Raw genomic sequence first — 11,265 nt, forward strand, 5'->3', positions numbered from 1 at the left:
ACCTGGCGTTCCCGCCGCTCGGCTGGTGGCCGTGCGCGCCGGCCGGGCTGGCGCTGATCGCCGCCTCGCTGTACGGGGCGCGGCCCAGGAAGGCGGCGTGGCTCGGCTACGTGGCCGCGGTCGTGTTCCTCACGCCCACGGTGGCGTGGGTGCGCACGATCGGCGTCGACGTGTGGGTCATGCTGGTCGCCGTCGAGAGCCTGTTCTACGCGGCCATGGCCGCCCTGGCCGCGCCCGTCTTCCGGCTGCGCCTGTGGCCGGTGTGGTTCGGCGCGCTCTGGGTGGCGATGGAGTGGGCGCGCGGGCTGGTGCCGATCGGCGGGTTCCCGTGGGCGCGGGTGGCCTTCAGCCAGGGCGAGTCGTCGTTCACCCCGTACGCCGCGCTGGGCGGCGCGCCGCTGGTGTCGTTCGCCGTGGCCGTGTGCGGCGCCCTGCTGGCGTACGCGCTGGTCGTACGGCCGAGCAGGGGCGTGCTGCGCGCGGTGCCGGTCGCGCTGGCCGTCGCCGTCCCCGTCGTCGCCCTGGCGGTGCCGAGACCGCAGGACGAGGGGCGCACCGTCAACGTCGGCATCGTCCAGGGCAACGTGCCGGGGCGCGGCATGAACATCTTCGGCGACGAGCGCGCCGTCGTGCTGAGGAACCACTCCGAGGAGACCAAGCGGCTGGCCCGGCGGGTCCGCGCCGGTGAGCTGCCCGCGCCCGACGTGGTGGCGCTGCCGGAGAACTCCACCGACATCGACCCCTACACCGACGCGTCCGCCCACGCCGTCATCCACGACTCGGTGCGCGACATCGGCGTGCCCACCCTGGTCGGCGCGGTGGTGGCGATCGGCGACGACAGCCGCGCCACCCGCAGCCTGGTGTGGGACCCCGAGACCGGCCCCGGCGACTACTACGACAAGCGCAACCTGGTGCCGTTCGGCGAGTACACCCCGTTCAAGGACCTGGTGCTGGCCCTGTTCGAGCGGGCCAAGCTGGTCGGCAGGCAGTCCGTCCCCGGCACGGAGCCGGGCGACCTGAAGCTGGGCCCGGTCACCGTCGGGGCGGTCAACTGCTATGAGGTGGCCTACGACGCCACCGTGCGCGACACCGTGCGGGCCGGGGGGACGCCGCTGGTGGTGCAGACCAACAACGCCTCCTACGCCCTGTCCAACCTGCCCTACCAGCAGCTGGCGATGTCCCGGCTGCGGGCGGTCGAGCACAACCGGGCGGTCGTGACGGCGGCCACGACCGGGATCTCGGCCTATGTCGCGCCGGACGGTAAGGTCTCGTGGCAGACCCGGGAACTCGTCGCCGACAGCACCGTCGTGACGGTGCCGGTACGCACCGAACAGACGATCGCCACGAGGGTCGGTGCGGCCCCCGAGTGGGCATTGATGATGTTGGGAGCGGCGGCCACCGTCGTCGCCGCCTGGCGCGGGCGCCGGGCCGACCGGATGATGGGGGACGACTGACGATGGAGACGCTCGGCCGGGTGCTGGTCATCGTCCCGACGTACAACGAGCGGGACAACCTGCCGAGGATCACCGAGCGGCTGCGGGCCGCGCTGCCCGAGGCCGACCTGCTGGTGGCCGACGACAGCAGCCCCGACGGCACCGGCAAGATCGCCGACGAGCTGGCCGCCCAGGACGACCAGGTGCACGTCCTGCACCGTCCCGCCAAGCAGGGGCTCGGCGCCGCCTACATCGCCGGGTTCCGGTGGGGGCTGGGCGAGGGCTACGACGTGCTGGTGGAGATGGACGCCGACGGCTCGCACCAGCCCGAGGAGCTGCACAAGCTGCTGACGGCGCTGTCCGACGGGGCCGACCTGGCGATCGGGTCGCGTTACGTGCCGGGCGGCAAGGTGAAGAACTGGCCGGCCTCGCGCGAGTTCCTGTCCCGGGGCGCCAACGTCTACACGCGGATCATGCTGGGCCTGCCGGTGCGCGACGCCACGGCCGGCTTCCGCGCCTACCGCGCGGGCACGCTGGAGAAGATCGGGCTGGCCGACGTGGAGTCGCAGGGCTACTGCTTCCAGGTCGACCTGACCCTGCGCACCTGCCGCCACGGGCTGCGGGTCGCCGAGGTGCCGATCACGTTCGTGGAGCGCACGGTCGGCACGAGCAAGATGAGCGGCCGGGTGATGGCCGAGGCGTTCTGGCGGATCTTCCAGTGGGGGGTCGCCGGGCTGCCCGGGCGGCTGCGCGGCCGCAGGTCCTGACCGGCGGAACGCGGCGGCGGTTTCGGGCGTTGACCTATCTGGACGTGTCCTTTGATGTGCACAGAACGAGGCGACGATGCGGCTCCTGCTTTTCCTGGCCTTTCTGGTGGTTCCGCTCCTGGAGGTCTGGCTGCTGATCCAGGTCGGTTCGGTGATCGGCGGCTGGCAGACCGTCGGGCTGCTGGTGGCGGCCGGGCTGCTCGGCTCGTGGCTGGTGCGGCGTGAGGGACGCCGGGCCTGGCGCAACCTGCAGGAGTCGGTGCGCACCGGGGTCATGCCGGAGCGTGAGCTGGCCGACGCGGCGCTGGTGCTGGTGGGTGGCGTGCTGCTGGTGACGCCCGGCTTCTTCAGCGACGTGGTGGGCCTGGTCTGCGTCCTGCCGCTCACCCGGCCGTTGATGCGCCGGCTCGGCTGGTGGTTCTTCGACCGGCGGGTCAAGCGGATGGCGGCGGCCTCCCCGTACGCCCATCTCTACCCGCCGCAGGCGGGCCCGGTGCGGGCGGACGGCCCGACGGGCGGTGAGCCGCGCGGGAAGGTCGTGCACGGCGAGGTCATCCGCGAGGACTAGCGGCGACGCCCGGGCCCGGGTCTTCGACGCACAGCGAAACCCCCGGGCCGCCGGCCCGGGGGTTCACCGTGAGAGGGTGTCAGGCGCTCTTGCGGCGTTGGGCCCGCAGGACCGCCAGCCGCTCGTTGAGCACCTCTTCCAGATCTTCGATGGACCGCCGCTCAAGGAGCATGTCCCAGTGCGTCCGCGGCGGCTTGGTCTTCTTCGACTCCGGCTGCTCACCGTCGTCCCGCACCGCGGTGACGCCGCACATGCGGCACTCCCACGTCGCGGGGATCTCGGCCTCGGCGGCAAGCGGGACCTCGAAGCGATGCCCCTTGGGGCAGGTGTAGGACACCTCCTGGCGTGGGGCCAGATCCGTGTTACGGTCGTTCTCGTAGCTGGTTGCCCCGAGCCGGGTGCCACGAAGCGCGCGCTCGCCCATGTTTGAATGCCTCCTACAGGGCCCCCATGCGTGGGGGGTCTGTCTCCCACGGTGTCTAACGCTTGGTACCGTGATGGGATTCCCACCCGCGAGGTGATCCAATCGCGCAACCGCCGAGGAGTTCGGGGCCGGGCGCGCACGCTAGAGGTTCGACGGCACCTCGTTGCCCGCCGCGCGGATCGCCTTGGGCAGGTTGACCAGCGCCAGCAGCACGAACCCGATCACGAAGAAGATGACCATCGACATGATCGCGATGCGGAAGCTGTTGGTGAGCTGCAGCGCGATCGTCACCGTCAGCGAGCCGATGAACGCCGAGCCCTTGTCGCTGATCTGCAGCAGGCTGAAGTACTCGGCCTCCTTGCCCTTCGGGATCACCTGGGAGAACAGCGAGCGCGACAACGCCTGCGTGCCGCCGAGCACGATCGCGATGGCGAAGGCCATGAGGTAGAACTGCACGGCCTGCCCCTCGCCGACGAACAGCGCCATCACCACGATCACCGTCCACACCACGATGCTGGCCAGGACCGTGCGCTTGGTGCCGAACCGCTGAGCCAGGCGGCCCAGCAGCAGCGCCCCGAAGAACGCCACGAACTGGACCATGAGGATCGCGGTGATCTGCACCGTGCGGTCCAGCTTCAGCGCCTCGGAGGCGAAGGCGGCGCTGTTGCCGATGACCGTCTGGATGCCGTCGTTGTAGACCAGGTAGGCCACCAGGAACAGCAGCGTCAGCGGGTAGCGGCGCAGTTCTTTCAGCGTACGCCAGAGCTGGCGGAAGCTGCCGCCGACCGACCCCAGCGCGGTGCCCTCGTGCGCGGGCACCGGCCGGTTGCGCAGCCGCAGCAGCGGCACGATCGTGAACGTCGCCCACCACAGCCCGGCCGACATCATCGCGATCCGCACCGCCTCGCCCTCGGTCAGCCCCAGGCCCTCGTGGCCGAGGAAGAGCGCGAGGTTGAGCGCCAGCAGCAGCCCGCCGCCCAGGTAGCCGATCGCCCAGCCCTGCGACGACACCCGGTCGCGCTCGTCGGGCGTGGAGATCTGCGGCAGGAACGAGTCGTAGACGACGATGGAGGCGCCGTAGCCGAGGTTGGCGAGGATGAAGAGCCAGCCGCCGAGCAGGTAGCGGTCGCCCTCGACGAAGAACAGGCCCATCGCGGCCAGCGCGCCGGCGTAGGCGAACCCGCCGAGCATCTCGCGCTTGCGGCCGGTGTGGTCGGCCAGCGCGCCCACCATCGGCAGGATCACGATCTGCAGCAGCACCGCCACGGTCGTGATCAGCCCGAAGAACGCGGCCGGCCGGATGTCCATGCCGTACACGTCCACGTAGCCCAGGCCCGGGTTCTGGACGGTGAGCCGGTCGAAGTCGCGCGCGCAGGCGCCGGCGTCGAGCCGGGGGAAGTCCTTGCCGCAGGCCGCGGTCTTGGCGACCTCGATGATGTACGGGCCGAGGAAGACGGAGATGATCGTGGTGTAGAAGGCCGAGTTGGCCCAGTCGTAGACGTACCAGCCTCGCTGCTCGCGCCGGCGTGAGGCCGGCGACTCGGCGGAGGGATCGGACGCCGCGGGGGGTGCGGGTACGGACATGGTGTCGAGTCGCTCCTAGGCGGCCATGCGGCCGGGATGCCACTGGCCGCGCCGCTCCAGGACGCCGCGCAGCCCGGTGATGTTGTCGGTCATGATGCCGTCGACGCCGAGGTCGAGCAGGCGTTCCATCTGCAGGGTGTCGTTGATGGTCCACACGTGCACCTGCATGCCGATCGCGTGCGCGGTCCGCACCAGGCGGTGGGTGGTGACCCGCAGCCCGCGGAAGCCGACCGGCACCTGCGCGCACGGGATCGCCGCGCGTTTGAGCCGGGCCAGCAGGCGGCCGTAGCCGGAGGTGGTGGCGGCGGCCCGGAGCGCGGCCACGCCGCGCGGCCCGAGCGCCGAGCACACCTCCCGGCCGAGCGCCGCCCTGGCCAGCACCAGCCGTTCGTCGGAGAACGAGGTGAGGCAGATCCGGTCGTAGGAGTTCGTCCGCCGGACCACCTCGGCCAGCGGGGCGATCGCCGCCGGCTCCTTGACGTCGATGTTGAACCGGATCTCCGGCCACGAGCCCAGCAGGTCCTCCAGTAGCGGGATCGGGTGGACGCCGCCGATGCGGGCGTGCTTGACGGCCCGGTAGGGCAGCTCGGAGACGCGGCCCCGCCGGTCGGTGACCCGGTCCAGCGTGTGGTCGTGGAAGGCGAGCAGCACGCCGTCGGCGGTGGCGTGCGCGTCGGTCTCCAGGTGGGTGTAGCCGAGCCGCACGGCCCGCTCGAACGCCTCGAAGGAGTTCTCCGCGCCTTCGAGCGCCCCGCCCCGGTGGGCGAAGGCGAGCGGGCCCGGGTGGTCGAGATAGGCGAATCGGCGGCTGAGCACGGTCTGCAGTATGCCTTCCACGTGGGAACGGTGGGGTCACGAATCGGGGAGATTCTGCCATTCCTGGCGGCGGGCCTCGGCGAGCGCGATGGCGGCGGCGACCGCCACGTTGACCGACCCGACCCGTCCCACCTGAGGGATGTAGCAGACGCCGTCGGCGGCGTCGAGCAGGGCGGGGGAGCAGCCGTGGTCCTCGCTGCCGACCACCAGGCACACGTCGCGGCCCAGCGCCGCCCGGTGCAGCGGCACCGCCTCGGCGGTCAGCTCGACCGCCATCACGGTGAAGCCGTCCTCCCTCGCGGCCTTGACGGCGTCCGCGGCGGGCATCGGGTCGTGCCAGGTGACCAGCCGTTCGGTGCCGAGCGCGGTCTTGCCGGCCTTCGGGTTGGTGGGCGGGGTGGCGTTGCCGGCCAGCCAGATCTGGTCCACGCCGAACGCGGCGGCGGTACGGAAGATCGAGCCGACGTTGAACGGGCCGGTGACCGACTCCAGGATCAGCGCCAGGCGGTTGGTGGTGTTCCTGCGCCAGGTGCGGTTGAGCCGCTTGACGTCGGTGGGGCGCAGCTGCCTTCTCATCTTTCGATCCTCAGTACGCGGTAGGAGGCCCTGGAGGCCTCGCGGGAGGCCCGCCAGCCCTGCTCGCCGAGCCAGCGCTGCAGGGAGTCGGAGCCGAGGTGCTTCTGGACGACCAGGTAGGCGGCGCCGCCGGGGGCCAGTCGCGTCAGCCACCTGGTGAGCATGTCGTGCAGGGCCGCCTTGCCGATCCGGATGGCGGGATTGGACCAGATCGCCTGGAACGTCACGTCCTCGGGTACCTCGTCCACATGCACAGACCTTACTTTGTCAAGGCCCGCGGCCTGGGCGTTGCGCGCCGTCAGCTCCACCGCGCGGCGGTTGACGTCGACGGCCCACACGGTCGCCCCGGGCGCGCGGGAGGCCATCGTCAGCGCGATCGGGCCGTAGCCACAGCCGAGATCGAGCAGGTCGCCGCGCGGGGGCGGCGGCGGGACCGTCTCCAGCAGGATCTTCGTGCCGAGATCGACCCGCTCGGGGGAGAACACCCCGCTGTCGGTCTCCAGGCGCAGATGGAGGTCGGGCAGGACGAGGTCGGCCTGACGCGGCCTGCTCGCGGCTTCCGGACGTTCGGCGAAGTAGTGCCCCACAACGGGAAACGTTACGGGATCCGGGTGCCGAACAAGACCGCCGCGCCCCCCACCAGCAGCCCGGCGAGCAGGGCGGCCAGGATGAACATCTGCGTGATCTCCTGGTCGACCACTTTGTAGCCGAGCGAGGTGCCGATCTGCTCGTAGACCTCGCGCAGCTCGCTGCCGGACTCGGCGGTGTAGGCGCGGCCGCTGGTGCCGTCGGACAGCGCCTGCAGGGTCTGCTTGTTGACCGGGACGTTCACCGGCCGGCCGTCGATGGAGACGGTCCCGTCGGGAGTGCCGTACGCGATCGTGGAGACGGGCACGTGGGCCTGCTGGGCGGCGTCGGTGGCCTCGCGGACCGAGCGGCCGGAGGTGTTGTCGCCGTCGGACAGCAGCACGATCGCCGACGGCGGCGGGTCGCTGGTGGCGTCCTGGTCGAAGGAGCGGACCGCGTCGAGGGAGTTGAAGACGGCCTCGCCGATGGCGGTGCCGGGCCGGGTGGACAGGTTGCCGATGGCGGTCACCACGGCCTGGTGGTCGGTGGTGGGGGAGATGACCACGTTGGCGGCGCGGGCGAAGGCCACCACGCCCACGTTGAACCGGTCGGGCAGCTCCTGGACGAACGCCTGGGCCGCGCTCTTGGCCGCGGAGATGCGGTTGGGCTCGACGTCGTGCGCGTCCATGGACAGGGACACGTCCAGCGCGATCATGATCGTGGCGCGGTCGCGCGGCACCCGGACCTCCCCGGCGGGCCGGGCGGCGCCGATGACCAGCAGCGACATCATGACGAGGAACAGCACGGGCGGCACGTGGCGGCGCCAGCCGGGACCGGCGGGCGCGACCAGGTCGAGCAGCGCCAGGTTGGTGAAGCGCACGGTGTAGCGGCGCCGGGCGAACTGCGCGGCCACGTATCCGGCGACGAGGAGCAGCACCAGGACGAACAGCCACAGCCAGGCGGGCGACAGGAACGTCAAGAGGTCACCTTCCGGTGTGCCAGATGGCTCATGCGCCGCTGGCGCAGGACGAACTGCGCGATGTCGAACACCCAGTCGCGGTCGGTGCGCAGCACCAGATGGGCGACGCCGGCCCGGCGCAGCGCGAGCCGGGTGCCCTGCCGCTGGAGCGCGGCGGCGTCCGCGTACGCGTGGCGGATTTTCGGGGAAAGGTGCACTTCGCGTACCTTCCCGGTCTCCGGATCGGCGAACGCGACCCGGCCCACGTCGGGCAGCTCCAGCTCGCGCGGGTCGATCACCTCGACGGCCAGCACCTGGTGGCGGGCCGCCAGGCGGCGCAGCGGGCGCTCCCACGGCCGTTCGGCCTCGGGGTCGAGGGTGGGGGCTGCCTCCAGGAAGTCGGAGACGACCACCCGCATGCCGCGCCGCCTGCGGGTGGCGGCCAGCACGTCGATGCCCTCGGCGAGGTCGGGCGGGTCGGCCACGACCTGGCCGCGCGGGGCGTCCATGAGCGCGCTGAGCAGCCCGTACAGGGCGGGCCTGCCGGTGCGGGCGGGCATGCGGTGGATGTGCTCGTCGTGGATGACGAGCGCGCCGAACCGGTCGGCCATCCGGCTGGACAGGAACCCGATGGCGCCGACCGCGGCGACGACCAGGTCGCGTTTGTCGGTGTCGGCCGTGCCGAAGTCCATGCTGGGCGACAGGTCGGCCAGCGCCCACGTCTCCAGCTCGCGGTCGGCGACCAGGTCCCGCACGTGCGGGACGGTCGTGCGGGCGGTGACGTTCCAGTCCATGCGCCGCACGTCGTCCTCGCCGGGCACGTAGACGCGGCTGTCGCCGGCCTCGCTGCCGGTGCCCGGCAGCAGTCCCTGGTGGGCGCCGTGCAGCAGTCCGTCGAGCCGCCTGGTCACGGTCAGCTCCAGGCGGCGCAGGGCCTGCTCGGCGGTGGTCATGAGGCGCTCAACGGTTCTGGTTCCAGACGACGAGGGGCGGCGGGACGGCGTGCAGGATCTGGCGGATGACCTCCTCCGGGTCGACGCCGTCGGCCAGCGCGTCGAAGGTGAGCATGAGCCGGTGCGACATGACGTCCACGGCCACGTCGCGCACGTCGTCGGGCAGCAGGTAGTCACGGCCGCGCAGCACGGCCAGCGCGCGCCCGGCGGACACCAGGCCGAGCGTGGCGCGCGGGCTGACGCCGATCTCGATGGTGTCGACCAGGTCGGGCAGGCCGTAGTCGGCGGGGGCGCGGGTGGCCATGACGAGCCGTACGACGTAGTCGGCGACGAGCTGGTGGACCGAGACGTTCTCGGCGGTCTGCTGCAGGGCGATCAGCCGCTCGGGGTCCAGCACCCGGGACGGCGAGGGCGGGGCGACGCTCATGCGCTGGAGGATCTGCAGTTCCTCGTGCGCGCTCGGGTGCGTCACGCGCACCCGGAACAGGAAGCGGTCGCGCTGCACCTCGGGCAGCGGATAGACGCCTTCGGACTCGATCGGGTTCTGGGTGGCCAGGACGATGAACGGCCGCGGCAGCGGGTGGGTGACGCCGGCCAGCGTGACCTGACGTTCGGCCATGACCTCCAGCAGCGCCGACTGGACCTTCGCGGGAGCGCGGTTGATCTCGTCGGCGAGCAGGAAGTTGACGAACACCGGCCCGAGCTCGACGTCGAACTTCTCGGTGGACGGATGATAGACGCGGGTGCCGACGATGTCGCTCGGCACCAGGTCGGGCGTGAACTGGATGCGGGCGAACGTGCCGCCCACGACGGTGGCCAGGGTGGACGCGGCGAGGGTCTTGGCGACGCCGGGGACGCCTTCCAGCAGGCAGTGGCCGCGCGCCAGCAGCGCCACGACCAGCCTCTCGACCATGTGTTCCTGCCCGACGATGACACGCCGGACCTCGTCGAGGGTCTGACGCAGCACCTCCGCGTCCGTTCCGTCGGGCAGCTCTTCGGCGACGCTCATGACGCTATTCCACCAAAGGTGCCGCAAACCTGCACGACGCCACGTCTGTGCTTTCATGGCAGATGTGGCCAGCCCGCTTCAGTACGGAGACCCACCACGGCTCGGGCCGTACGTGGTGCAGGCGCGCCTGCACACCGCTCCGGCCGGTTTCGTGTACCTCGGCCAGGGGCCCGACGGCCGCGCCGTGTCGCTGGCCCTGCTGACCAGAGGCGCGGCGTTCGACCCCGCGGCGCGCGACCGGTTCGTCACCGCGATCAAGGAGGCGGCCCCGGACCAGGAGCGGGCGGGCGTGCTCGGCTGGTTCACGCGCGGCGGCAGGCCGCGCGCGGCGGTGCTGGACGACCTGCCGCCGGTGCTGGCGATCAACACCGGCCGGGCGCCCTGGGTGGCGGTCCCGTACGCGGCGGGCCGGCCGGGGGCCGAGCGGTTCCTCGACCCGGTGATGGTGGGCGGGACTCTCATCGGCCAGGCGCACGGCCCGGACTTCGTCCCGTACTGGCTGACCGACCGCGCCCCGGCGCTGGCCCCGCCGGTCAGGCCGCGCCCGCTGACCGAGACGCGCAAGCGGGTGCTGATGGCGGCGCTGGCGCTGTTGCTGCTGCTGATGCTGATCACGGCGTTCCTGCTGCTGATGCTGCTCGGCCGCTCCGGCAGCGGCCCGCTGCCGCAGCCGCTGCCGCCGACGCAGTTCCTGCCGACCCCGCCGCCGACCCCGGCCTCGCCCGAACCGCAGGAACCGACCCCGTCGCCGTCGCCCTCGCCGTCACGGAGCGGCGAGGAGACGCCCGGCCGCTCGCCCGGCGGCGACTCCTCCGGCGACCCGCAGCTCTGACCCTCCCATAACAGGCTTCACCAATCGGCCTGGCCCCGCGAGCACGTTGTCGGGTGGGTCGCGCGGCAGGTCAGCCGGGTGCGACGAAGCCGGACTCGTAGGCGGCGATGACCGCCTGCGTGCGGTCGCGGGCGCCGAGCTTGGTGAGCACGTTGCCCACGTGGGTCTTGACCGTCTCGGTGCTCACCACCAGCTCGGCGGCGATCTCGCCATTGGACAGGCCCCTGGCCATGAGCCGCAGCACGTCGCCCTCGCGCCCGGTCAGCCGGTCGACGCCCGCCACCCGCCCTGCCGGCCGGCGGGCGGCGAGCGCGCGGATAGCCGCGGGGAACAGCAACGACTCGCCGGACGCCACCAGCTTCACCGCGCGGACCAGCTCCTCCGGCCTGGCCCGCTTCAGCAGGAAACCGTCGGCGCCGGCGCGCAGGGCGTCGTAGACGTGGTCGTCGTTCTCGAACGTGGTCACCACCAGGACCTTGGGCGGATCCGCCAGGGCGACCAGGCGGCGGGTGGCCTCGATGCCGTCCAGGGCGGGCATGCGCACGTCCATGAGCACCACGTCGGGCCGCTCGCGGCGCACCACCGGCAGCACCGCGGCCCCGTCGGCGGCCTCGCCGACCACGGCCAGGCCGGGCTCGGCGTCGATGATGATCCGCAGCCCGGTCCTGACGAGGTCCTCGTCGTCGGCCAGCACGACCCTGATCGTCATGGTTCCGACCGTAGCGGCAGCCGGGCCGCCACCCGCCAGCCGCCTGCGCCGGGCCCCGCCACGACCTCG

The 11,265-nt window shown here is 72.2% G+C and carries 13 protein-coding genes; 4 read left to right on the forward strand and 9 right to left on the reverse strand.

The window, feature by feature from the left end; translation table 11 throughout:
* The first annotated feature begins 2 nt into the window (after positions 1 to 2).
* The 3 genes from lnt (at position 3) to OUY22_RS32925 (ending at position 2,768) form a co-directional block, all read left to right on the forward strand.
* The gene (gene lnt / locus OUY22_RS32915) at positions 3 to 1,454 is read left to right on the forward strand and encodes an apolipoprotein N-acyltransferase (RefSeq protein WP_270159174.1); all 1,452 of its coding nucleotides are present in this window, start codon (positions 3 to 5) and stop codon (positions 1,452 to 1,454) included.
* A gap of 2 nt (positions 1,455 to 1,456) precedes the next feature.
* Positions 1,457 to 2,200 (forward strand): polyprenol monophosphomannose synthase, encoded by a 744-nt coding sequence (locus OUY22_RS32920; RefSeq protein WP_270159175.1) that lies wholly within the window; start codon positions 1,457 to 1,459, stop codon positions 2,198 to 2,200.
* A gap of 76 nt (positions 2,201 to 2,276) precedes the next feature.
* Entirely contained in the window at positions 2,277 to 2,768 is a 492-nt protein-coding gene (locus OUY22_RS32925) for an FxsA family protein (protein WP_270159176.1), read from the forward strand.
* A gap of 79 nt (positions 2,769 to 2,847) precedes the next feature.
* Here OUY22_RS32925 and OUY22_RS32930 read toward each other — a convergent pair whose 3' ends face one another.
* The 8 genes from OUY22_RS32930 to OUY22_RS32965 all read right to left on the reverse strand — a co-directional run bounded on the left by OUY22_RS32930 (position 2,848) and on the right by OUY22_RS32965 (position 9,655).
* On the reverse strand, positions 2,848 to 3,192 hold the full coding sequence (locus OUY22_RS32930; RefSeq protein ID WP_270159177.1) for an RNA polymerase-binding protein RbpA: 345 nt from the start codon (positions 3,190 to 3,192) through the stop codon (positions 2,848 to 2,850).
* A gap of 141 nt (positions 3,193 to 3,333) precedes the next feature.
* Positions 3,334 to 4,776, reverse strand: coding sequence for an MFS transporter (locus tag OUY22_RS32935; protein WP_270159178.1), 1,443 nt, complete (start codon positions 4,774 to 4,776; stop codon positions 3,334 to 3,336).
* A 15-nt stretch (positions 4,777 to 4,791) separates the two neighbouring features.
* Positions 4,792 to 5,613 carry a glycerophosphodiester phosphodiesterase gene (locus tag OUY22_RS32940; RefSeq protein WP_270159179.1) on the reverse strand — a complete coding sequence of 274 codons (822 nt, stop codon included), beginning with the start codon at positions 5,611 to 5,613 and terminating at the stop codon, positions 4,792 to 4,794.
* Positions 5,614 to 5,628: 15 nt separating this feature from the next.
* Entirely contained in the window at positions 5,629 to 6,168 is a 540-nt protein-coding gene (locus OUY22_RS32945; RefSeq protein WP_270159180.1) for a TrmH family RNA methyltransferase, read from the reverse strand.
* Positions 6,165 to 6,755 carry a class I SAM-dependent methyltransferase gene (locus tag OUY22_RS32950; RefSeq protein ID WP_270159181.1) on the reverse strand — a complete coding sequence of 197 codons (591 nt, stop codon included), beginning with the start codon at positions 6,753 to 6,755 and terminating at the stop codon, positions 6,165 to 6,167. The genes OUY22_RS32945 and OUY22_RS32950 overlap by 4 nt, the downstream gene beginning before the upstream one ends.
* 11 nt (positions 6,756 to 6,766) lie before the next feature.
* A complete protein-coding gene (locus OUY22_RS32955) occupies positions 6,767 to 7,714 on the reverse strand; it encodes a VWA domain-containing protein (protein ID WP_270159182.1) in 948 nt (315 codons plus the stop codon).
* On the reverse strand, positions 7,711 to 8,646 hold the full coding sequence (locus OUY22_RS32960; protein WP_270159183.1) for a DUF58 domain-containing protein: 936 nt from the start codon (positions 8,644 to 8,646) through the stop codon (positions 7,711 to 7,713). The genes OUY22_RS32955 and OUY22_RS32960 overlap by 4 nt, the downstream gene beginning before the upstream one ends.
* A 7-nt stretch (positions 8,647 to 8,653) precedes the next feature.
* The gene (locus tag OUY22_RS32965; RefSeq protein WP_270159184.1) at positions 8,654 to 9,655 is read right to left on the reverse strand and encodes an AAA family ATPase; all 1,002 of its coding nucleotides are present in this window, start codon (positions 9,653 to 9,655) and stop codon (positions 8,654 to 8,656) included.
* A 55-nt stretch (positions 9,656 to 9,710) separates the two neighbouring features.
* On the opposite strand from OUY22_RS32965, the gene OUY22_RS32970 reads away from it, so the two are divergent.
* Positions 9,711 to 10,487 carry a hypothetical protein gene (locus OUY22_RS32970; RefSeq protein ID WP_270159185.1) on the forward strand — a complete coding sequence of 259 codons (777 nt, stop codon included), beginning with the start codon at positions 9,711 to 9,713 and terminating at the stop codon, positions 10,485 to 10,487.
* A 70-nt stretch (positions 10,488 to 10,557) separates the two neighbouring features.
* Here OUY22_RS32970 and OUY22_RS32975 read toward each other — a convergent pair whose 3' ends face one another.
* A complete protein-coding gene (locus tag OUY22_RS32975; RefSeq protein ID WP_270159186.1) occupies positions 10,558 to 11,196 on the reverse strand; it encodes a response regulator transcription factor in 639 nt (212 codons plus the stop codon).
* Positions 11,197 to 11,265 lie beyond the last annotated feature (69 nt).

The sequence above is a fragment of the Nonomuraea corallina genome (genome assembly GCF_027620315.1).
GTDB lineage: Bacteria > Actinomycetota > Actinomycetes > Streptosporangiales > Streptosporangiaceae > Nonomuraea > Nonomuraea corallina.